The organism is Pseudomonas sp. SbOxS1 (genome assembly GCF_013416725.1).
Lineage (GTDB): Bacteria > Pseudomonadota > Gammaproteobacteria > Pseudomonadales > Pseudomonadaceae > Aquipseudomonas.
Genome location: NZ_JAAVXC010000001.1, coordinates 134,229 through 156,310 on the forward strand (window position 1 = coordinate 134,229; position 22,082 = coordinate 156,310).

The 22,082-nt window shown below is 61.7% G+C and carries 21 protein-coding genes; 10 read left to right on the top strand and 11 right to left on the bottom strand.

Features of this window, described 5'->3' with window-relative positions; genetic code table 11:
* Nucleotide 1 precedes the first annotated feature (1 nt).
* From HFK74_RS00520 to HFK74_RS00535, 4 genes are all read right to left on the bottom strand, one after another.
* Nucleotides 2-2,170, bottom strand: coding sequence for a xanthine dehydrogenase family protein molybdopterin-binding subunit (locus tag HFK74_RS00520; protein WP_180201916.1), 2,169 nt, complete (start codon nt 2,168-2,170; stop codon nt 2-4).
* A gap of 5 nt (nt 2,171-2,175) precedes the next feature.
* Complete coding sequence (locus HFK74_RS00525; RefSeq protein WP_180201917.1) at nt 2,176-2,637, bottom strand: (2Fe-2S)-binding protein; 462 nt, start codon at nt 2,635-2,637, stop codon at nt 2,176-2,178.
* Between the two features lie 407 nt (nt 2,638-3,044).
* Nucleotides 3,045-4,199: an NnrS family protein gene (locus tag HFK74_RS00530; protein WP_180201918.1), complete on the bottom strand. Its 1,155-nt coding sequence runs from the start codon at nt 4,197-4,199 to the stop codon at nt 3,045-3,047.
* Nucleotides 4,199-4,447 carry a transmembrane sensor/regulator PpyR gene (locus HFK74_RS00535; RefSeq protein WP_180201919.1) on the bottom strand — a complete coding sequence of 83 codons (249 nt, stop codon included), beginning with the start codon at nt 4,445-4,447 and terminating at the stop codon, nt 4,199-4,201. The genes HFK74_RS00530 and HFK74_RS00535 overlap by 1 nt, the downstream gene beginning before the upstream one ends.
* Before the next feature lie 265 nt (nt 4,448-4,712).
* On the opposite strand from HFK74_RS00535, the gene HFK74_RS00540 reads away from it, so the two are divergent.
* Together HFK74_RS00540 and HFK74_RS00545 are read left to right on the top strand one after the other, a co-directional pair.
* Nucleotides 4,713-5,216: a VOC family protein gene (locus HFK74_RS00540; RefSeq protein WP_180201920.1), complete on the top strand. Its 504-nt coding sequence runs from the start codon at nt 4,713-4,715 to the stop codon at nt 5,214-5,216.
* A 33-nt stretch (nt 5,217-5,249) separates the two neighbouring features.
* On the top strand, nt 5,250-6,083 hold the full coding sequence (locus tag HFK74_RS00545; protein WP_180201921.1) for an AraC family transcriptional regulator: 834 nt from the start codon (nt 5,250-5,252) through the stop codon (nt 6,081-6,083).
* Here HFK74_RS00545 and HFK74_RS00550 read toward each other — a convergent pair whose 3' ends face one another.
* Complete coding sequence (locus tag HFK74_RS00550) at nt 6,084-6,671, bottom strand: LysE family translocator (RefSeq protein ID WP_180201922.1); 588 nt, start codon at nt 6,669-6,671, stop codon at nt 6,084-6,086.
* 89 nt (nt 6,672-6,760) lie between these two features.
* Nucleotides 6,761-8,092 carry a PLP-dependent aminotransferase family protein gene (locus tag HFK74_RS00555; RefSeq protein ID WP_180201923.1) on the bottom strand — a complete coding sequence of 444 codons (1,332 nt, stop codon included), beginning with the start codon at nt 8,090-8,092 and terminating at the stop codon, nt 6,761-6,763.
* 88 nt (nt 8,093-8,180) lie between these two features.
* On the opposite strand from HFK74_RS00555, the gene HFK74_RS00560 reads away from it, so the two are divergent.
* From HFK74_RS00560 to HFK74_RS00580, 5 genes are all read left to right on the top strand, one after another.
* Nucleotides 8,181-9,077: a DMT family transporter gene (locus tag HFK74_RS00560; protein WP_180201924.1), complete on the top strand. Its 897-nt coding sequence runs from the start codon at nt 8,181-8,183 to the stop codon at nt 9,075-9,077.
* Between the two features lie 90 nt (nt 9,078-9,167).
* Nucleotides 9,168-9,788, top strand: a complete 621-nt coding sequence (locus tag HFK74_RS00565; protein WP_180201925.1) for a LysE family translocator — start codon at nt 9,168-9,170, stop codon at nt 9,786-9,788.
* Between the two features lie 30 nt (nt 9,789-9,818).
* Nucleotides 9,819-10,781 (top strand): Dyp-type peroxidase, encoded by a 963-nt coding sequence (locus HFK74_RS00570; protein WP_180201926.1) that lies wholly within the window; start codon nt 9,819-9,821, stop codon nt 10,779-10,781.
* A 70-nt stretch (nt 10,782-10,851) separates the two neighbouring features.
* The gene (locus HFK74_RS00575; protein ID WP_180201927.1) at nt 10,852-11,934 is read left to right on the top strand and encodes a bifunctional transcriptional activator/DNA repair enzyme AdaA; all 1,083 of its coding nucleotides are present in this window, start codon (nt 10,852-10,854) and stop codon (nt 11,932-11,934) included.
* A 38-nt stretch (nt 11,935-11,972) separates the two neighbouring features.
* Nucleotides 11,973-12,590 carry a DNA-3-methyladenine glycosylase gene (locus tag HFK74_RS00580; protein ID WP_180201928.1) on the top strand — a complete coding sequence of 206 codons (618 nt, stop codon included), beginning with the start codon at nt 11,973-11,975 and terminating at the stop codon, nt 12,588-12,590.
* Nucleotides 12,591-12,716: 126 nt separating this feature from the next.
* Here HFK74_RS00580 and HFK74_RS00585 read toward each other — a convergent pair whose 3' ends face one another.
* The 3 genes from HFK74_RS00585 to HFK74_RS00595 all read right to left on the bottom strand — a co-directional run bounded on the left by HFK74_RS00585 (nt 12,717) and on the right by HFK74_RS00595 (nt 15,926).
* Nucleotides 12,717-13,814 (bottom strand): extracellular solute-binding protein, encoded by a 1,098-nt coding sequence (locus HFK74_RS00585; RefSeq protein ID WP_180201929.1) that lies wholly within the window; start codon nt 13,812-13,814, stop codon nt 12,717-12,719.
* Between the two features lie 2 nt (nt 13,815-13,816).
* Nucleotides 13,817-14,941, bottom strand: coding sequence for an agmatine deiminase (aguA, locus tag HFK74_RS00590; protein WP_180201930.1), 1,125 nt, complete (start codon nt 14,939-14,941; stop codon nt 13,817-13,819).
* Nucleotides 14,942-15,041: 100 nt separating this feature from the next.
* Nucleotides 15,042-15,926: a LysR substrate-binding domain-containing protein gene (locus tag HFK74_RS00595; protein WP_180201931.1), complete on the bottom strand. Its 885-nt coding sequence runs from the start codon at nt 15,924-15,926 to the stop codon at nt 15,042-15,044.
* Between the two features lie 248 nt (nt 15,927-16,174).
* On the opposite strand from HFK74_RS00595, the gene HFK74_RS00600 reads away from it, so the two are divergent.
* The gene (locus HFK74_RS00600) at nt 16,175-16,663 is read left to right on the top strand and encodes a GFA family protein (RefSeq protein WP_180201932.1); all 489 of its coding nucleotides are present in this window, start codon (nt 16,175-16,177) and stop codon (nt 16,661-16,663) included.
* A 46-nt stretch (nt 16,664-16,709) separates the two neighbouring features.
* On the opposite strand, the gene HFK74_RS00605 is transcribed toward HFK74_RS00600, so the two are convergent.
* Complete coding sequence (locus tag HFK74_RS00605; protein WP_180201933.1) at nt 16,710-17,318, bottom strand: tRNA-(ms[2]io[6]A)-hydroxylase; 609 nt, start codon at nt 17,316-17,318, stop codon at nt 16,710-16,712.
* A 158-nt stretch (nt 17,319-17,476) separates the two neighbouring features.
* Between HFK74_RS00605 and HFK74_RS00610 the strand changes: the two genes are divergently transcribed.
* The gene (locus HFK74_RS00610) at nt 17,477-18,340 is read left to right on the top strand and encodes a universal stress protein (protein ID WP_180201934.1); all 864 of its coding nucleotides are present in this window, start codon (nt 17,477-17,479) and stop codon (nt 18,338-18,340) included.
* A 99-nt stretch (nt 18,341-18,439) separates the two neighbouring features.
* Here HFK74_RS00610 and HFK74_RS00615 read toward each other — a convergent pair whose 3' ends face one another.
* Nucleotides 18,440-18,910, bottom strand: a complete 471-nt coding sequence (locus HFK74_RS00615) for a DUF1289 domain-containing protein (RefSeq protein ID WP_180201935.1) — start codon at nt 18,908-18,910, stop codon at nt 18,440-18,442.
* Between the two features lie 407 nt (nt 18,911-19,317).
* Here HFK74_RS00615 and acnB point away from each other — a divergent pair, with 407 nt between their 5' ends.
* Entirely contained in the window at nt 19,318-21,918 is a 2,601-nt protein-coding gene (acnB, locus tag HFK74_RS00620; protein WP_180201980.1) for a bifunctional aconitate hydratase 2/2-methylisocitrate dehydratase, read from the top strand.
* Nucleotides 21,919-22,082 lie beyond the last annotated feature (164 nt).

The following is a 22,082-nucleotide window of genomic DNA, read 5'->3' on the forward strand; positions in this document are numbered from 1 at the left end:
CTCACACCCCCGACAGTTGCAACGGCAGCTCACGCAAGCGTTGCCCGGTCAGGGCGTACACCGCGTTGGCCACTGCCGGCGCCGTGGGCGGCACACCCGCCTCGCCGATGCCACCGGGTTTTTCCGTGCTGGGCAGGATATGCACTTCGACCACCGGCATCTCGTTGAGCCGCAGCACCTGGTAATCGTGGTAGTTGGACTGCACCACCCTGCCGTCCTTGATCGTCAGTTTGCTGTGCAAGGTGAAGCCCAGGCCGAAGGCGATGCACGACTCCATTTGCGCCGCGATGCTCTTCGGATTGACCGCAATCCCGCAGTCCACCGCACACACCACCCGGTGCACACGAATCGCCAGGTTGTCCTGGGAGACTTCGGCGACCTGGGCCACGTAGCTGCCAAATGACTCATGCACCGCCACGCCCAAGGCATGGCCGTCGGGCAGCGGCGCCTTCCAGTTGGCTTTCTCCACCGCCAGGTTCAATACGCCGAGATGCCGTGGATGCGCCTTGAGCAAGGCCCGTCGATACTCCACCGGGTCCTTGCTGGTCGCGGCGGCCAGTTCATCGATAAGCGATTCCATGACGAAGGCGGTGTGGGTATGCCCCACCGAACGCAGCCACAGTACGCTGATGCCGGTTTTTGGCGAATGCAGGTCAACCTGATGATTGGCCAGCCCCTGCAGATAAGGACTGTCCGCCACGCCCTCCACCGACGTCTTGTCGATGCCGTTCTTGACCATGGCGGCTTCGAGCGAGGTGCCGGCCATGATCGACTGTCCGACCAGCACATGCTTCCAGGCCAGCGGCAGGCCATCCGCGCCCAGGCCGACGCGCGCCTGATGCAGGAACGCCGAGCGATAATAGCCGCCACGGATATCATCCTCCCGCGCCCACACGGTTTTCACCGGCCCGCCCGCGGCCTTGGCGACCTGGACCGCTTCGGCGACAAAGTCCGAGGTCGGGTTGGCGCGCCGGCCAAATCCGCCGCCAAGGAACTCGGTATGGATCACTACCTGCTCAGGCTTGAGCCCGGTGATTTTGCCGGCGATCATCTGGTCCAGGGTCTGGAATTGCGTACCGGTCCAGATCTCGCATTTGTCCTGGGTGATGCTCACGGTGCAGTTGAGTGGCTCCATGGGCGCGTGGGCCAGGTAGGGCACGCTGTATTCAACGTCCACCGTCTTGGTCGCTTTGGCCAACGCTGCCTGGGTATCGCCAGCCTGGCTGGCGGGCAGCCCGGGCGTGGCCGCGAGCTTGCGAAAATCCTCGAGCAATTGCTCACTGTCGAGCCCTGCGTTCGGCCCCAGGTCCCACTCGACGTGCAGTGCATCACGCCCCAGTTTCGCCGCCCAGTAGTGATCGGCGATCACCGCCACGCCGGTTGGCACCTGCACCACTTTGTGCACACCGGGTATCGCCAGCGCGTCGGCGCCTTCAAAGGATTTGACGCTGCCACCGAACACCGGCGAACGCGCGACCATCGCGGTCATCAGGCCGTCGAACTGCACGTCCATGCCGAATTTGGCGCGCCCGGTGATTTTCTCCGGCGTATCCAGGCGCTTGGTCGGTTTGCCGATGATTTTCCAGTCCTTGGCCTCCTTGAGCTTGATGGTCGCGGGGTCCGGCACCGGCAGCTTGCCGGCGTCATCGGCCAGTTCACCGTAAGTGGCGTGCTGGTCGCCGGCGATCACCACGCCTGACTCGGTGCGAATCCCGGAGGGCGCGACGTTGAAGCGCTTGGCCGCGGCCTCGACCAGCAGCAGCCGCGCCGCCGCACCGGCCTGGCGGTAACGGTCGAATTCCATCCAGGTCGAGGTCGAGCCGCCGGTGATCTGCATGCCGCCGAACCCGGCCAGACCGTAATCGGCGGCCGAAGCCGGAGCGTGCTCGACGCGGATTTTCGACCAGTCGGCGTCCAGCTCTTCGGCGATCAGCATGGTCAACCCGGTCCAGATGCCCTGGCCCATTTCCGAATGGCCGAGCAACACCGTGACACTGTTGTCGTTGCCGATGCGCAGGAAGGCATTGGGTGCGAACACGTTGCCCTGGTTTTCCGCGCCCTGGGCAAAACGATGAGCCCCGGGGATGACGAATGCCACCACCAGCCCGCCACCCAGTACGGCACTGCCCTTCAGAAAACCACGACGTGACAGCGGATCGATGCTGTTCATGGCCATCAACCCAAACCCAACTGGGCGGCGCGTTTGACCGCGGCGCGAATTCTTGGGTAGGTACCACAACGACAGATATTGCCCGACAACGCCTGGTCGATGTCGCTGTCGGTCGGTTGCGGGATTTTTGCCAGCAAGGCCGCCGCCGACATGATCTGCCCGGACTGGCAGTAACCGCATTGCACCACATCGAGTTCGGTCCAGGCTCGTTGCACCGGGTGCGAGCCGTCGGTGGACAGGCCTTCGATGGTGAGGATTTTCTGCCCATGGGCCACGGCGGTGGCCGGTGTGATGCAGGAGCGCAAAGGCGTGCCGTCGATGTGCACGGTACAGGCGCCGCACTGGGCCATGCCGCAGCCGAACTTGGTGCCGGTCAGGTGCGCGACATCGCGCAGGACCCAGAGCAGCGGCATGTCTGCAGGGACATCCAGCTCCTGGTCCTTGCCATTGATGTTCAAGGTCAGCATTGCGAAGGTCCTCAGACTCACGGTGTTCTGAAGTTGGCGCCGCTGTGGCGATCAGGAACCTACGCGCGCCTTGGGGTTATCCCTACAGCTAAGCGCAAATTGAACGGCAGGCCGAGGTGTATCGACCACCGGTCACGAAAGCGGCCTGGCAGCCGACCTGATTTCAAGTGAACACGTGATCGCTCCCACGCTCTGCGTGGGAATGCCGCCAGGGACGCTCCGCGTTCCGCCGACGACGCATGACGTGAGCCAGGCGATATGGTGACGCGGAGCGTCACAGGATGCATTCCCACGCAGAGCGTGGGAACGATCACAAACCCTAAGTGGCCGTTACCGCAGGAATGGATATGTACTCCGACAAAAATAAAGGTCGGCTGTCAGGCCGCCTTCGCCGGCAAGCCGGGCTCCTACACCCTCGGCCTGAACAAAATACCAGTGTAACGCCACAGAAACAGCCCAAACGCCACACACCAAAGCAACGCCGACACCCCCAATCCCCACGCGGAAAACGACACCAGCAACACCCGCGAAAGACCCGCCAGCAGCACCAGGGCAAACCCCACAACGATGACTTTCGAGGGCACCAACGGCCGCCCGGTATGCCCCAGGCTCACCCGCGCAATCATCGCCAGAATCAACCCGCCAATACCGCCCACCGCCAACGAATGGGTGGCCAGGCTCTGTTGCGGCATCAGCCCCAGATGCCACAGCACCATGGCAAACACCGCCACCACCAGCCAGGCGTAAGACAGGTACAGAGACCACAACAGCGGCACACGCCACATACCGCGGTCATGCCAACGCCACAGGCGCAGCAGGTGCAGACTGCCCATCAATAAAAACAACGCCGCCAGCCAAAACCTGGGCACGTCATCCAAACCGATGGCAAACGTCACCGCGGCCAGCATCCCGCTCACCAGCAACACCCTGGTGGGTAGTGGATTGGCCGCAGGCGTTGCCGGACGGTTCAAGCCGCGCTGAATGAAAAACGGAATCACCCGTCCGCCAATCACGCTCATCAACGCGCCGACCAACCATAAGGCCGCCAATACACCACGCCGCTGCAAACCAGCGTCATCAGCCCGGAAACCCCACAATGTCATGACCTGACAGCCGGCCAGCAACGTGATCATCAGCAGGATCGGATAGTTTTCACGCTTGCCAGCGGCCACCAGATCGCGCCCCAGCACCCAGGCCAACAACGGCAAAAAAGGCAGCTGCAAAAGCAGCAACCAGGCAGGAGAAATCGGTAGGAACCAGGCCAGTCGGGCCAGCAACCAGATCAGCACCAGCCCGAGCAGTGGCCACCCGTTGAGCCCGCGGCGGCCAGTCCAGTTAGGCACCGCCGTCAACAGGAACCCGGCGATGATCGCCACTGCGAACCCGAACGGCATTTCGTGCCGATGCCAGGCGAGCATGCCGCCCAGCGGTTGCGCGCCGGGCAAGCGACCGTACAACCACAGGGCCCAGATCGCCACTGCCAGTGCGGCAAACGCGGCACCCGCGAGAAAGAACGGGCGAAAACCGAGGCTTAAGACGGGAGCAGCTGCCAGTTTGCCCATCAGGCCACCACCGCGTGCTGAGGTTTGCTCAACCGGTGTTGGGCCAGCAGGCGCATGACGTAACCGATTTTCAGCAGGGTCGGCCCGACGATGGTCATGGCGTGCAACGACACCAGCGCCACGATCGACAGATGTCCGCCATACAGGTAAGCGCCGTAGATGCCTGCCAGCAACATCGCCAGGCCGACGCCCAGCACGCGACTGGACAGGTGCAGCACATTCCGGGAGTTGCTGAAGAAATGGAACACTTTCCGTACTCCTGTAGCCGTTCAGTTGTACGTTGGATGTATCAAGTCGCGTGCCAGGTATTGAGCCCTTGTAAATCAGGCACGTGGAGACGTACGAGTCATAACGACTCACCACAAAAACAGTCTATTTGACTCATGACATGGTCATATCGACAACGCCCCGTAGAAATTCCTTACACACTCGGCGATCTACGGCACGGCCAGACCGTCGGAGGCTGGCTACGCTGATAATCCAGCATGCAAAAACCTGCCAAGGAGACCCGCCATGCTACACGTGCAAAAACTCACCCCCTGCCTGTGGTTCGATGGTCAGGCCGAAGAGGCCGCCAGGTTCTACTGTGCGATCTTCGATCATTCGAAAATCAGCGCCATCACTCACTACGGCGAAGCCGGTAAGGAGTTCCACGGCCGGGAAGTCGGTTCGGTCATGACAGTCAGCTTCGAACTCGACGGGCAGACGTTTACCGGCCTCAACGGCGGCCCGAACTTCACCTTCAACGAGGCGATCTCGTTCCAGGTCAACTGCCAGACCCAGGAAGAAGTCGACCACTTCTGGGGACGCCTGTCCGCCGGCGGGCCGGTCGAGGCCCAGCAATGCGGCTGGCTCAAGGACAAATTCGGCGTGTCCTGGCAGATCGTCCCGGTGGCGATGATGGACATGATCAAGGACCCAGACACGGTAAAATCCCAACGCGCGATGCTGGCGATGATGCACATGAAAAAACTCGATATCGCCGAACTGAAACGAGCCTTTGACGGCGAGAGCTAATACACTCAGGCGCTGATCTGCCAAGGATTGACCATGAAGCCCTCCAAGCTCAGGGACGCCGACAAGGCCCCGCGCTTCTGGCGCGATGACGCCCTGCCCTTCATCGAAGCCCGCTCCATCGCCGATGGGCGCGAAGTCTGCTACACCCGGCATGCCCACGAGCACTTTTCAATCGGTGCGATCACCGCCGGGCGCAGTACCTATGTCCATGAGCAATCGAACTTCGAGGTCGGTGCCGGCACCGTGGTGCTGATGAACCCCGGTGATGTGCATGCCTGCAATCCGATCGACGATCAGCCCTGGTCGTACCTGATGCTGTATGTCGACACCCCGTGGCTCACCGATTTGCAGCATCAGCTCGGGTTTGGCAACGATCAGGCGTTTCGCCGGTTCGCGGTCACCCATACCACGGACCGTGCGCTGTTCGTTGGCTTACAGGCGTTGTACCAGGTACTGGTCGACGATCAGCAAGACGTGTTACGCAAACACAGCGCGGCCGTGGAGTTTTTCACCGAGGTGCAGCTACGCCTGAATCCGGCTCAACAAACGCTGCGCGAGCCCAACTTCAAGCTCGAGCGCGCAGCTGACTTCATCCACGAGCACTGCACGCAAATGCTCAAGCTCGAAGATATCTGCGAAGCGGCGCAGCTGTCGCCGTCCTACCTGATCCGCGCGTTCAAGCAGCATTACGGCATGACACCCCACGCCTTCCTGGTCAATCGGCGCATCCAGTTCGCCCAGGATCAACTGCGCAACGGCAGGCTGATCGCCGATGTGGCGCTCGAAGCCGGGTTTGCCGACCAGGCGCATTTCCAGCGGGCGTTCAAGCAGCATCTGGCGGCAACGCCAGGTCAGTACCGTGGCTGACTAAGGCAACACCAGGTACACCGCACTCACCGCCAGCAACAATGCCATCCCTCGATTGAACAAGCGCATGCCCGCCGGGTTGTGCAAGTAGCCGCGCAAGAAGGTCCCGGCGTAGGCCCAGCAACCGACCGACAGGTAGCAAACCACCAGGTACACCGCCGCGAACTGCCACACCAGGCGCTCCTCGCCATCGGCGACGAACGCGCCCATGCCAGCCACACAGGCCAGCCAGGCCTTGGGGTTGAGCCATTGCATGACCGCACCATAGAGCATCGACGGCGCGCGGCCCGAGTCACTGGCCTGCAGTTGCCCGTTGTCGGCGGCCAGTTTGAACGCCATGTACAACAGGAACGCCACCCCGGCCCACTGCACCACTTGCGTCATGGCCGGCCACAACTGCAACAGCTCATGCAAGCCCAGCCCCATCAGTACCAGCAGCAACACGAACCCCAGCGTCGCCCCGGCCACGTGCCGCTGACTGGCGCGAAAACCGAAGCGCGCCCCCGAACCCAACGCCACGATATTCACCGGCCCTGGCGTGATTGAAGCGGCCAATGCAAACGCCGCCATGGACATGATCAAACTCATCGCACACCTGCTCAGTCAATTGAACCAGGCGTCAATGTAAGTATCGCTGCGGTGCGCGTATTGAAGAAAACGCCCCTCGGCGGTTCCCGTCATGAGTAATAACCGACCACCCTCTTCACCTTCACCAACGCCTGGCGCAGCGCGTCCATGTCCACAGAGCCCAGCGCCAGGCGTATCGCGTGCGGGACATGCTGGCTAACCGCAAAGGGTTCGGCGGGCGACACCGACACCTGCTCGCGCATCAACGCCATGGCGATCTGGTCGGCGCGGGCGTCTTCGGCCAAGGGCAACCAGATGAAATACGAGAACGGATGGCTGATGGTCCGCAGCCCCGCCAGCACCTCACGGGCCAGGGCTTGCCGGGCCTGTGCGTCCGCGCGCTTCTGCGCCTCAAGCCTGCTGACGGTGCCGTCCTCCAGCCAGCCCGTTGCAATGGCGGTCATCACCCCGGGGGTGTTCCAGGTGGTCGCCATGATGGTGCGTTCGAATCCGCCAATCCACTGCGGCGGCGCGGCGACAAAACCGACGCGCAGCCCGGTGGCGACATTCTTCGATAAGCCGCTGACGTACACCGTTCTTTCCGGCGCCATTTCAGCCAGGGGTGGCGGTGCGTCTTCGGCCAGGAAAGCGTAGGCCGCGTCCTCGATGATCGTCAGGTCATGCCGGCGTGCAATCGCCACCAGTTGCTCGCGCTGATCGACGTCCATCACCCAACCCAGCGGATTGTGCAAGGTCGGCATCGAGTACACGGCCCGCACTGATCGAATCCGGCACAGTTTGTCCAGGGCAGGCAGGTCAGGCCCCCTGTCCGTGACGGGAATGGGCAGGACTTCGAGATGCAGCGTTTCGGCCAGCGTCTTGAAGCCCGGATAGGTCAAGGCATCCGCGGCAATGACATCGCCGGGCTTGAGCAGGCTCATCATCACCACCGCCAGGCCGTGCTGGGCGCCACTGACGATCAACACCTGTTCGGCCGGCACGTTCAGGCCACGCTCGCGCAGATGACGGGCGAACACCGCCCGCTCATGCAAACGCCCGGCGTGAGGCTGGTAACGCAGGAGGGACTCCAGGTCACCGGACAACGCGAGCTGGCGCAGGGCGTTGCGCAGCAGATCAGCCTGGCCAGGCAATGACGGGTAGTTAAAGTTGAGGTCGATCATCCCCGCTGCCACCACCGCCTGAGAAATGCCCTGGCCCGGCGGCAACGAGGTCTCCCGGACAAACGTCCCGCGCCCGGTTTCGCCGCTGACCAGGCCCATGCTCTCGAGCTCGGCATACACCCGGCTGGCGGTGACCAGCGCCAAACCGTGTTCCGTGGCCAGTTGCCGGTGGGTCGGCAAGCGCGTACCGGGCGGCAAGCGCCCCGAGCGGATATCAGCGGCAAAGGCGTCAACCAGCGTTTTGTAGCGGGATCGAGGCATGTCCAGATGTATCCATGACAATTTTTTGATTGTACCGATAGTCAGCCATAGGATGGATTCGTGCAATCAAACAATGAGCGTGAGCGAGATGGAACGGACTTCTAACCTGCAACACCGGACGCTGGAGACAAATACCAGTGGCTGGATCAACGGCCTGATTGGCGTGGTGATCTTCAGCGGCTCGCTGCCCGCGACGCGGGTGGCGGTACTCGAATTCAATCCGGTGTTCCTCACTGTCGCCCGCGCGACCCTCGCCGCGATTCTGGCCCTGTGCCTGTTGTTGCTGTTCAAGGAAAAACGCCCCGGACGACATCAACTGGTGCCCCTGGCCATCGTGGCACTGGGCGTGGTGGTGGGGTTTCCGCTGCTGACCGCGCTGGCGCTGCAGTACGTCACGTCTGCGCATTCGATCGTATTCGTCGGCCTGCTGCCGCTGGCGACGGCGGTGTTCGGCGTCTTGCGCGGTGGCGAACGCCCGCGGCCGGTATTCTGGATCTTCTCGGTGCTGGGCAGCCTGCTGGTGGTCGGGTTCGCTGCTGCCCAAGGCCTGACGGCCTCGCCCCAAGGCGATATCCTGATGCTGTTGGCGATCCTGGCCTGCGGGCTGGGTTATGCCGAAGGCGCAAAGTTGTCCCGCACACTCGGCGGCTGGCAGGTGATTTGCTGGGCGCTGGTGTTGGCGCTGCCGTTCATGGCCGCACTGACCTGGTGGCGGATGCCGGCGACCTTGGCCAACATCAGCCTGCCGGCCTGGTTCAGCCTGGCCTACGTGTCGCTGTTCAGCATGCTGATCGGTTTTGTATTCTGGTATCGCGGGCTGGCGCAAGGGGGCATCGCCGCCGTCGGGCAACTGCAATTACTGCAGCCATTTTTCGGCCTGGCACTGGCCGCGACCTTGCTGCATGAACACGTCAGCCTGGGCATGCTCGGCGTCACCGTGGCGGTGATCCTGTGTGTGGCCGGGGCGAAAAAGTTCGCGCGCTAGCCACTGGTACGCTGCCTGCGTCCATGACTGTATGGGTCAAGCCCCTGGGCAGCTGTGATAAAAATACCGCTCCTGCTGCTGGAGCCGATCATGGACCTCACCACCCTCACCCTTTTCCTTCCGGCCTGTTTCGCCCTGAACATGGCGCCAGGCCCGAACAACCTGCTGTCGGTCAGCAATTCGACCCGCTATGGCTACCGCACCGCGTGCCTGGCCGGTGTTGGCCGTTTGCTCGCCTTCGCCGCCATGATCGCCCTCGCCTCGGCCGGCCTGGCGGTGGTGCTGCAAACCTCGGAATGGTTGTTCTACGGGATCAAGATTCTCGGCGCCGCGTACCTGTTTTATCTCGCCTGGCAACTGTGGCGCGCCAACCCCGGCGAAGAAACCGCAGTGAGCGCCCCGCCGGCGGGGATGCTGGCGTTGGCCCGGCAAGAGTTTCTGGTGGCGGCCGGCAACCCGAAGGCGATCCTGATCTTCACCGCGTTCCTGCCGCAATTCGTCGACCCGACCCGCGCCATCACGCCACAATTTGCGCTGTTGGGCGCGTTGTTCCTGATGCTGGAATGGATCGCCATCGGCGCCTACGCTTACATGGGCCTGCACATGCGCCGCTGGTTTGCCAGGCCTTCGGGCAAGCGGATGTTCAATCGCTGCTGCGCAGGGTTGTTGTCGGCGGCGGCTTCAGTGTTGCTGATGGCGCGCCGGGCCTGACCAAACTACCGCGCTCATGTCATGGGGCACATGCCGATGGATCAATCAACGCCGGACGCCCAGTCCATCTGCAGCCCCATTACCCGCAGCGCAATTTTTATCGTGGCTACCCTGGTTCCCGGCGATGACGCCGCCAGCAAAGTGCGGGGCTGGTGCGCAGACATCGCCGCCCTCACGCGTTCGGTCGGCAAACGGGTTCCCTCGGGCAATCTGTCGTGCATCTGTGGTTTTGGCTCCGCGGCGTGGGACACCTTGTTTGGCCACCCACGCCCCGCCTCGCTGCACGACTTCCGAGAATTCGGACCAGAGGAACGTCGCGCAATCTCCACCCCAGGCGATCTCTTGCTGCACATTCGCGCTGAGCATATGGACCTGTGTTTCGAATTGGCGACGCAGCTACTCTCAGCGCTTGACAGTGCGGTTTCGGTGATCGATGAAGTTCACGGCTTCCGCTATTTCGACATGCGCAGCATCATCGGTTTTGTCGATGGCACCGAAAACCCCGTCGGACGCAAGGCTGTCGGCTTCACCATTGTGGGCGATGAAGACCCTGCATTTAGCGGAGGCAGCTATGTGCTGGTGCAGAAGTACCTGCACAAAATGAATGCCTGGAACGCATTATCCGTCGAGGCGCAGGAGCGGATTATCGGGCGAACCAAATTGTCCGATATCGAACTCGACGACGCAGTCAAACCACGCAATTCGCACAGCGCCCTGACAACCCTCATCAAGGATGGCGAAGAAGTGAAGATCCTGCGCGACAACATGCCGTTTGGCCGGCCAGGCGCTGGTGAATTTGGCACTTATTTCATCGGCTATGCGCGCTCGCCCGAACCGCTGGAACAGATGCTCGAGAACATGTTTGTCGGCAAACCCGCGGGTAATTACGACCGTTTGCTGGATTTCAGCACGGCAGTCACCGGTGGCTTGTTTTTCGCGCCCTCGTCGGATCTGCTGGAAGCACTGGCGGATCGCGACCCCTCGCGAACCTGACGGCCAACGCACGAAATTCTCTGTCGATTTTCCGGTGGAGGGGTTCTGCCCTGCAGCATAAGCTCAACCCATGAACCTACAAGACACGCTACTGCCGCCCCGCGCCGAGATGGTTCGCGCCATGCTCGAACGAGACACCGCCTACGAGGGGGTGTTTTTTACCGCGGTCAAGACCACCGGCATTTTCTGCCGCCCCGGTTGCACCGCACGCAGCCCGAAGCCTGAGAATGTCGAGTTCTTCGCCCACGCCGATGAGTGCCTGGCGGCGGGGTATCGCGCCTGCCTGCGGTGCAAACCCATGGACGCCGCCGCGACTGCGCCGCACTGGGTGCAGCGGTTGCTCACGTCCGTGGACGCCGATCCGGAGCAGCGCTGGACCGACGCCCAGTTACAGGCCGAAGGCATCGAGCCGCTGAAACTGCGCCGCTGGTTCAAGCAGCATTTGGGCATGACCTTTCATGCCTGGCTGCGCACCCGACGCCTCGGCATGGCCTTGGGCGGGATCAAGCAGGGGGATTCCATCGACAACGCTGCGTACGACTCCGGCTACGAATCCCTGAGCGGTTTTCGCGATGCGTTCCAGAAGTCATTCCATATCACACCCGGCCGCGCCGCCAACAGTGAGCCGCTGCTGTTCACGCGCCTGACCACTGCGCTGGGGCCGATGATCGCCATGGCCGAACGGCGCGGGCTGGTGCTGCTGGAGTTCCTCGACCAATCCAGCCTGACCCGGGAAGTGCAGGCGCTGCAAAACCGCTTTGGCTACGCCGTGGCGCCGGGGCATAACGGGCACTTGCAGCAAATCGAAGAGCAACTGAGCGAGTATTTTGCCGGCGAACGCACTGAATTCAGCGTTGCCCTGCACATGCCCGGCAGCGATTTTTCCCGCCAGGTTTGGGCCGAGCTGGCACACATTCCCTACGGCCGGACTACGACCTACGGGGCGATCGCTGCCCGTCTGGGCAAACCCGGCGCCAGTCGGGCGGTGGGCCTGGCCAACGGTCATAACCGCCTCTCGATTGTCGTGCCCTGCCATCGGGTGATCGGCGCCGATGGCTCGCTGACCGGCTACGCTGGAGGTCAGCCGCGCAAGGCGTTCCTGCTCAGGCTGGAAAACGCGACGGTACAGATCACCGAGCAATTGGCCCTTTGATCACTCGCTGCATTGGGCAGCCTCTGCAAGGATGTTTCATGTCTGACCCCTATCGGCTGGCCACCCAATGGCTGGCAGCCCTGGATGACGATTGGCGTCGGCACATCGCCGCCATCGGCCCGTGCCTGCATCAACCTCACGCGGCCCGCGATCCCTATGAATCACTGGTGCGAGCGATTGCCTACCAGCAACTGCATGCCAAGGCCGGGGATGCAATCGTCGGCCGGTTGCTGGCGCTGTACCCGTCGGTGGCGTTTCCTCGGCCTGAGCAGATTGTCGCGACGGATTTTGATCGATTGCGCAGTTGCGGTTTTTCCGCCAGCAAGATTGCAACCATACAGGGCATCGCCCAGGCCGCACTGGACGGCGTGGTGCCGGATTACGCCACGGCACTGGCCATGGACGATGAAGCACTGATCGAACGCCTGGTCACCCTGCGCGGCGTGGGGCGCTGGACCGTCGAGATGCTGTTGATCTACAGCCTGGAGCGGCCGGACATCCTGCCGGCCGACGACTTTGGCGTGCGCGAGGGTTATCGGCGGCTCAAGGGGTTGGAGGTGCAGCCGACGCGTAAGCAGATGGTAGAGATCGGGTTGGCGTGGAGCCCGTATCGGACTGTGGCGGCGTGGTATCTGTGGCGGGTGCCTGGCAGGTAGGCTGTGGTGAGGGGATTCATCCCCGTTGGACTGCGCAGCAGTCCCATTTTTTGGGGCCGCTTCGCTGCCCAACGGGGATGAATCCCCTCACCACAGGGTTGCATTCAGCTTGACTGTCCAAGCCAGTCACAACCCCGACTTCAACCGGCTGAACGCCCGAATCAAAGCCCGGTTGAACGCCTTGCCATTGTCATTCTTGCTGTACAACGACGCCCGCACCGCCTGCGTCGGATAAGTCCCCGGATCATTGCGAATCGCCGGGTCAATCAAGGCATCCGCCGCCGTGATCGCGTTGGCATAGTGGATGGTGTCGGTGATCGGTGCGATCACTTCAGGCGTCATCAAGTAATCCATCAAGGCCAGCCCCGCCTCGGGATGCGGGGCGTCCTTGGGAATGACCATGGCGTCGAACCAGATCAGCGTGCCCTCTTTCGGTATCCGGTATTGCAACGAAAACGGCTTTCCAGCCGCCTGAGCCTGGCCTGCCGCAATGGCCACGTTACCGTTCCACGACATCGCCACACAGGTATTGCCGTTGGCCAGGTCGCTGATGTTCAGGTCGTTGTCGAAGTAGCGAATGTACGGGCGAATCTTCGCCAGTTGCTGTTCGGCCAGTTTCAGGTCATCGAGGTTCTGGCGGTTGATGTCCAGCCCCATGTATTTCATGACCGCCGCGAACACTTCGTTAGGGTCGTTGAGCAGGCTGACTCCGCAATCGGCGAATTTCGAAACCACCGTCGGGTCGAACAGCATTGCCCAGCTGTCCGTTGGCGCATCGGGCAGGCGCCGCTGGACCGCCTCTTGCTGATAACCCACGCCAGTGGTGCCCCAGGCGTAGATCCCGGCATATCGGTTGCCCGGGTCGAACACCGCCATGTGCTGTCGGAACTCTTCGCCGACACCGGCAAAGTGCGGTATCCGCTGCTTGTCCACGGTCTGGATCGCGCCGCTCTGGATTGCCCGCGACAGGTGCTGCCCCGCCGTCAGCACCAGGTCGTAGCCGCTGCGACCGGTCAGCAGTTTGGTTTCGACGGTTTCCAGGGAATCGAAGTGATCGGCGACCACATGGATACCGGTTTTTTTCTCGAAGTTGCTCAAAGTGTCCGGGGCCAGGTACTCGCCCCAGATATACAGGTTCACCACCGGTTTGGCGGTGTCGGCGGCCTGCACACACAGGGGTGCAAGCACCAGCAGTAACGCTTGGGTCAGTTTGTGCAGGCCCATGTTTACACGCCCTTTTTGTTGCAGGCAGCGCCGGCGTACTGCGGCATGGTGATGCACGCGACGTTGCCGCCACCGAGAAGAATTTCCCGGGAGTTTTCGATGCCGACGATCTTGTGCCGCGGGAACAGCTCGGCCAGGGTCGCCAGCGCCACTTGATCGTTGCGATCGCCGAACAACGGCACCACAATCGAAGTGTTACCGGCGTAGTAATTGATATAGGACGCGCAGATTTTCGTGCCAGCCTGACGGGTATGCGTGCTGTCCTGTTGGTCCAGGCCCTCGGCCTCTTCGGCCGTCCACTCCAGCACGTCCGGTTGTGGCAGCTTGTGCACGATCAGCTCGCGGCCACGGCTGTCACGGGTACTGCGCAGGATGTCGTAGGCTTCCTGGTAGATTTCCCACTGCGGGTCGTCGCGATTGTCAGTCCATTGCAGCACCACCTCGCCGGGGCGCACAAAGCACGCCAGGTCGTCGACGTGGCCGTCGGTTTCGTCGAATTTGCAGCCCCGTGGCAGCCAGATGACCTGCTCGGCACCCAGGTAATCGGTCAGGCGGCGAGTGACTTCATCCTTGCCCAGATGCTGGTTGCGGTTACGATTGAGTAGGCATTGCTCGGTGGTGAGAATGCTGCCCTGGCCGTCGCTCTGAATGCCGCCCAGCTCGGCAATCAACGGCGCGCGATAGCGGTCGAAGCCTTCGATTTCGAGGATTTTGCTCGCGATCTGGTCGTCCTTGTCCCACGGGTAGTACAAGCCGCCGTCGAGGCCGCCGTAGGCGTTGAACTCGAAGTCGACGCCGCGCACTTCACCGCTCTCGTCGTTGACCACGAAGCACGGCCCGCTGTCGCGGAACCAGGTGTCATTGCAGGTCATTTCCACTACGCGTACTTGTGGCGGCAACTGGCGGCGCGCGGTGGCGAATTGCGTGGCCGAGGCGCAGACGGTGACCGGTTCGCTGTGGGAAATAGCGGTGACGATCTGCACCCAGACTTTCTGCGCAGGCTTGGCGCCATTGCGCCAGACGTCGGTGCGCTCAGGCCAGCCGAGCCAGCAGCCGGACTTGGTTTCGAATTCGCCGGGCAAACGGAACCCGTCGAGTTTGGGAGTGGAATCGAGCAAACGTGCCATGGGCAAACCTCATCAGCGGGGATTGGAATGACCACAGGCTAAGGTTGCGCGCGCCCTCCTCGCCAACGATGATTATTTCGGAACACTTGAATTCAACTCATCAATCGACCAGTTGATCGTTGAACCATTCGAGCATCTGCGCCACCGCAGGCCGCTCCAGGCGAACCCGCTCGCACACCAGCGCGTATTGCCCCAAGGCCGTCATGCTTGAAGTGAATGGCCGCACCAGGCGACCGCTGAGCAAGTCCTCCTGGGCTGTCAGGTTATCGCCCATGGCGACACCCTGCCCCTGGGCCGCAGCCTCCAGGGCCAACCCGGCGTGGGCGAAATACAGTTGCCGTTCGGGGCGCTGGTCACCGGCATGGCTGGTGAGCCAGGCGGTCCAGGTCTTGCCGTCCTGATCGTCATGCAGCAAGCAGTGGCGGGCCAGGTCCTTCGGGGTTTTCAGGGTGCCCTGGTTGAAAAGACCAGGGCTGCACACCGGGAAAAACTGCAGCGCCGGCAATGGCCGGACGAAATACGCACTGCTGTCCACGGGACCGGTGCCATAGGTGATGGCCAGGTCGATGTCTTCGCCCGGTGCCGTGGCGTCGATGGGTTGCTCGTAGAGGTGCAAGGTGATGTGCGGATAGCGCGCATAGAAATCCGAGAGACGACTCATCAACCACTTTTGCGCGAGCTCAGCGGTGACCGCCAGGCGCAACACCGCCAGGGACGAAGGGTCGCGCAGTTCGTCGCAGGCATCACCGATCAGTTCAAAGGCCTGCTGCAGGCTTTGCATCAGGCGTCCGGCGGCCATGGTCGGGCGAATCTGCCGGCCTTCGCGCACAAACAGCGAGACTCCCAGCTGTTCTTCCAACTGGCGGATCTGATGGCTGACGGCGCTGTCGGTTACGCACAACTCCGCCGCCGCCCGGCCAAAATGAGCGTGACGGGCGGCGCATTCGAAGGTTCTAAGGGCTGCCAGGGAGGGGAGTCGGCGCATAGGGGCGGGTCCGGGGTTGGAGGCGGTCATGCTGACCCGGTGTAGCGTGGGCGTCCAGTGGGACTGCGTTATCGTGCTTCACCTGTAGGAGCGAGGCTTGCCCGCGAAGAACGATGACGGGGTGCGACAGGTACACCGCGGCGCCTGGTTCGCCGGCAAGCCTGGCTCCTACAACAATGCGATGGCGTCGGCACTTTCGCCTCATATCCTCTAGGCTGAACCGAACAACTTTGCCACGGGAGATCCCCATGCATCTCGAAGGCTCCTGCCATTGCGGCGCGGTGTCGTTCAGCCTGACCAGCGCCCACCCCTACCCCTATCAACGCTGCTACTGCTCGATCTGCCGCAAGACCCAGGGCGGTGGTGGTTATGCGATCAACATTGCCGGTGACGCCAATAGCCTCAAGGTGCGCGGGCGCAGGAACGTCGCGATCTACCATGCCCTGCTCAAGGGCGAAGGCGAAAAGCGCGCCCATCGCAGTAGCGCCGAACGGCATTTCTGTTCGCTGTGCGGCTCGGGTCTATGGCTGTTCAGCCCCGAATGGCCGGAACTGATCCACCCCTTCGCCTCGGCCATCGACACCCCGCTACCGGTGCCACCGCAGCACACGCATTTGCTGTTGGACTCCAAGGCTCCCTGGGTCGAGGCCGAAGTACAGCCGGGCGATAAACAGTTCGAGGGCTATCCCGAAGAATCGATCGCCGAGTGGCATGAACGGCTGGGTTTAAGCTGCTGAGCGATTTGCACAGGTGCTGATGGCCCCTTCGCGGGCAAGCCCGCTCCTACAGGGCTGCGGGCACGCCGCTGTGGAAGCGGAACTCCACATCCGGCGATTCGATCAGTTCCTGCTCGGCGGCCCGCACCTTGTCGATCACCTGGGCGATGTCCTTGGCGTCCCCGTACTGGTACGCCAGCTTCAGGTAGCCCTGGAAGTGCCGGGCCTCGCTTTTGAGCAGGCCGAAGTAGAACTTGCCCAGCTCCTCGTCCAGATGCGGTACCAACGCCTCGAAACGCTCGCAACTGCGGGCCTCGATGAATGCGCCGACCACCAGGGTATCCACCAGCTTTACCGGTTCGTGACTGCGCACCACCTTGCGCAACCCCGAGGCGTAGCGCCCGGCCGACAACTGGCGCAAGCCGATCTTGCGTTTCTTCATCAGGCGCATGACTTGCTCGTGGTGCACCAGCTCTTCCCGGGCCAGACGCGACATCATGTTGATCAAATCGACGTGGGAGTGATATTTGGCAATCAGGCTTAGCGCCGTGCTGGCCGCCTTGAACTCGCAATTCTTGTGGTCGATCAGCAAGGTGTCCTGGTCGGCCAAAGCGGCCTGAACCCAGCCATCCGGGGTGCGGCAGCCGAGGAACTCGTGAATTTCGGGAAGGATCATGGGGCTCACGGAAATAGGTATGAAACAAAGGGCGCCGATTATACCGGCCTGCCCGAAGACCACCAGTCACACCGTTGATATGCATCAAGCCACCGAATGCCGCGCAGGAACTATAGTTGTGCAACGCCATGCTTTTTCATTTTCAGGAGATCCCGATCATGCAAGCCATTCGCAGCATTCTGGTGGTCATCGACCCCGAGCATTCGGAAAGCCTGGCGCTCAAACGAGCCAAACTCATCGCCGGCGTGACCCAGGCGCACCTGCACCTGCTGGTCTGTGACCGCAAGCACGACCACAGCGCCATGCTGGGTGTACTCAAGGCTGCCCTGTTGCAAGACGGATACAGCGTCACGACCGAGCAGGCCTGGAATGAAAGCCTGCACGAAACCATCATCGACGTGCAGCAGGCCGAAGGCTGCGGCCTGGTGATCAAACAGCATTTCCCCGACAGCTCGCTGAAAAAGGCCCTGTTGACCCCGGTGGACTGGAAACTGCTGCGCCACTGCCCTACCCCGGTGCTGTTGGTGAAAACCGCAGGCTCGTGGAAGGACAAAGTGATCCTGGCGGCCATCGACGTTGGCAACATGGAGAGTGAGCACCGTCATTTGCACAACAGCATCATCGACTACGGCTACGACATCGCCAGCCTGGCCAAGGCGCACCTGCATGTGATCAGTGCTCATCCGTCGCCGATGCTGTCGGCGGCCGACCCAACGCTGCAGCTGAGCGAAACCATCGAGGCGCGCTATCGCGAACAGTGCAAGGCGTTCCAGGCCGAGTTCGACATCGACAACGAACACCTGCACATCGCCGAGGGCCCGGCGGATGTGCTGATTCCATTCATGGTGCACAAACTGCAGGCGGCGGTGACGGTGATCGGCACCGTGGCGCGCAGCGGATTATCGGGAACGTTGATCGGCAATACGGCGGAAGTGGTGCTCGATGCGGTGGAAAGCGATGTGCTGGTGCTCAAGCCACAGGAAGTTGAGGATCACCTGGAGGAGCTGGCGGTCAAGCATTGAGATTTGCAGCGCCGGGTAAACCGCCTTCGCGGGCAAGCCCGCTCCTACAGACGGTGAGAATCCTGTAGGAGCGAGGCTTGCCCGCGAAGCTTCTAAAAATCACTCGCCAAACGCATCCTTGAGAAACCCCGGCGCAATGTAGCGCTGGTAATGCGCCTCGGAGAGCAGGAAAAATTCCCGATCGATGGCATCGCGCAATTCCGGCAGGCTCCAGTCGCGAAACTCCGGCAACAGCACCATCCCGTAGGCTTGCAGATTGTTGATGACACGCGCGCCCCGGGCGATCAACTGGTAGGCCCAGCAATACTCGGACTGATGCGGCACGAAGCGGATCTTGCGCTGTTCCAGCTGCGTTCGCAGCAGCGCCGGGTCGAAAATTTCCACCTTGGCGGCCATCACCTGGGACAACAACTTCTCAAGACGCAGCCACACCGCGCGTTTTTCTTCCTCGTTGTAGCCGTTCCAGTGGATCACTTCGTGGTGGAAACGCTTGCAGCCACGGCACACCAAGTCACCGTAAACAGTGGAGCAAAGGCCGATGCAGGGGGTCTTGATGGTCTGATTGGGCATAGGTAGGCAAAACGCGAAAAGCAAAACAGGACGGCATGTTAGCCCTTTGTCTAACATTGATCACCCCTCAAAGTTTCAGTCGCCAACTTACCTTTAATTTTTTTTTGCCGTAGAATCAGCCTGCCTTTTTAGGCGCCAATGTCCGTTAGAAGCTGTTTTCAAAGCGTCACGAGCACAGTCGTTCCTTCAGAGCGGTGTTGGCGAAGGGTTTTTCCAGCGGGGAAAAGCCTTGCGCCAACCCTCATCAGCTCCCGTTCTGCAGGCGTAAAACTTTGAAAGCAGCTTCTGTAAGGAATTGTCGGTAATTCTGGCTAAGTGGCTCACAACGCCATACAGCGCATGAGTACGGCAATTTCGGGATGAGCGTCCCGGACACCCATTTGGGACCACTGATGAGGGTAATAACTGTGCTTGAAGCCTACCGCAAACATATCGAAGAGCGCGCAGCACTGGGTATCGTTCCCCAGCCGCTTAACGCCGAACAAACTGCAGGCCTGGTCGAGCTGCTGAAGAATCCCCCGGCTGGCGAAGAAGCATTCCTCGTTGACCTGATCACCAATCGCGTTCCGCCTGGAGTGGACGAAGCAGCCTATGTCAAGGCCGGCTTCCTGTCCGCCATCGCCAAAGGCGAAGCCCAATCCCCCCTGATCGACAAGAAGCGCGCTGTTGAACTGCTCGGCACCATGCAGGGCGGCTACAACATCGTGACCCTGGTCAACCTGCTGGACGACGCCGAGCTGGCGCCAGTAGCTGCCGAAGAACTCAAGCACACCCTGCTGATGTTCGACGCCTTCCACGACGTGGCTGAAAAAGCCAAGAACGGCAACGTTCACGCCAAGGGCGTACTGCAATCCTGGGCTGACGGCGAATGGTTCGTTAAGCGCCCTACCCTGGCCGACAAGATCAGCCTGCGCGTGTTCAAGGTGACTGGCGAGACCAACACCGACGACCTGTCCCCTGCTCCTGATGCCTGGTCCCGCCCGGACATCCCGCTGCACGCCCTGGCCATGCTGAAAATGGCTCGCGACGGCATCGTGCCTGACGCACAAGGCGTCACCGGCCCGATGAAGCAGATCGAAGAAATGCGCAACGCCGGCTTCCCGATCGCCTACGTCGGCGACGTGGTCGGTACCGGTTCTTCGCGTAAATCGGCCACCAACTCGGTACTGTGGTTCTTCGGCGACGACGTTCCCTACGTGCCGAACAAGCGTGCCGGCGGCTTCTGCTTCGGCAGCAAGATTGCCCCGATCTTCTACAACACCATGGAAGATGCTGGCGCACTGCCAATCGAATTCGACGTTTCCAACATGCACATGGGCGACGTGATCGACCTGTACCCGCATGCTGGCAAAGTCTGCAAGCACGGCACCGACGAAGTCCTGACCACCTTCGAAATGAAGACCCCGGTCCTGTTGGACGAAGTTCGTGCTGGCGGCCGTATCCCGCTGATCATCGGCCGTGGCCTGACCGAGAAGGCTCGCGCCGAGCTGGGTCTGCCACCTTCGACGCTGTTCAAGAAGCCTGAAGCACCGGCTGAAAGCACCAAGGGTTTCACCCTGGCGCAAAAAATGGTCGGCAAGGCTTGCGGCGTGACCGGCGTTCGCCCGGGCACCTACTGCGAACCGAAGATGACCACCGTGGGTTCCCAGGACACCACCGGTCCAATGACCCGTGACGAACTGAAAGACCTGGCGTGCCTGGGCTTCTCGACCGACCTGGTGATGCAGTCCTTCTGCCACACCGCGGCTTATCCAAAGCCGATCGACGTGACCACCCACCACACCCTGCCTGACTTCATCATGACCCGCGGCGGCGTTTCCCTGCGTCCGGGCGACGGCATCATCCACTCGTGGCTGAACCGCATGCTGCTGCCAGACACCGTCGGTACCGGTGGCGACTCGCACACCCGTTTCCCGATCGGCATCTCGTTCCCGGCCGGTTCCGGCCTGGTTGCGTTCGCCGCAGCCACTGGCGTCATGCCGCTGGACATGCCTGAGTCGATCCTGGTTCGCTTCAAGGGCGAACTGCAACCAGGCGTCACCCTGCGTGACCTGGTTCACGCCATTCCTTACTACGCGATCCAGTCCGGACTGCTGACCGTAGAGAAGAAAGGCAAGAAGAACGCTTTCTCCGGTCGCATCCTGGAGATCGAAGGCCTGCCTAAGCTGACCGTCGAGCAAGCCTTCGAACTGTCCGACGCCTCGGCTGAACGTTCCGCTGCCGGTTGCACCATCCAGCTGTCGAAAGAGTCGATCGCTGAATACCTGCAGTCCAACATCACCCTGCTGCGCTGGATGATCGGCGAAGGCTACGGCGATGCACGCACCCTGGAGCGTCGCGCTCAAGCGATGGAAGCCTGGCTGGCCAACCCTGAGCTGCTGGAAGCGGACAAGGACGCCGAGTACGCCGAAGTCATCGAGATCGACCTGGCCGACATCAAGGAGCCTGTACTGTGCGCTCCGAACGACCCGGACGACGCTCGCCTGCTCTCCAGCGTTGCTGGCGAGAAGATCGACGAAGTGTTCATCGGTTCCTGCATGACCAACATCGGCCACTTCCGCGCTGCGGGCAAGTTGCTGGAGCAGGTCAAGGGTCAGCTGCCAACCCGTCTGTGGCTGTCGCCGCCGACCAAGATGGACGCTCACCAACTGACCGAAGAAGGCTACTACGGTATCTACGGCAAGGCTGGCGCGCGCATGGAAATGCCGGGCTGCTCGCTGTGCATGGGTAACCAGGCACGTGTAGAGCCGAACTCGACTGTCGTGTCGACTTCGACCCGTAACTTCCCGAACCGTCTGGGTGACGGCGCGAACGTCTACCTGGCTTCGGCTGAGCTGGCGTCCGTGGCTTCCATCCTGGGTCGCCTGCCGACCGTCGAGGAGTACATGGAATACGCTGGCAAGATCGACAGCATGGCGGCCGATGTCTACCGCTACCTGTCCTTCGACCAGATTGCCGAGTTCCGTGAAGCTGCTGCGAACGCCAACATCCCGGTCGTTCAAGCCTAACGCTGCAACGCAATGAAAAACGCCGCCCATCGTGAGATGAGCGGCGTTTTTTTTATGCCTTGAATTTGAACGCTATCCCCTGTGGGAGCGGGCCTGTGGTGAGGGGATTTAGCGAAACGTCGCACCGCCCCGTTCGGCTGCGAAGCAGTCGCAAAGCCAGACAA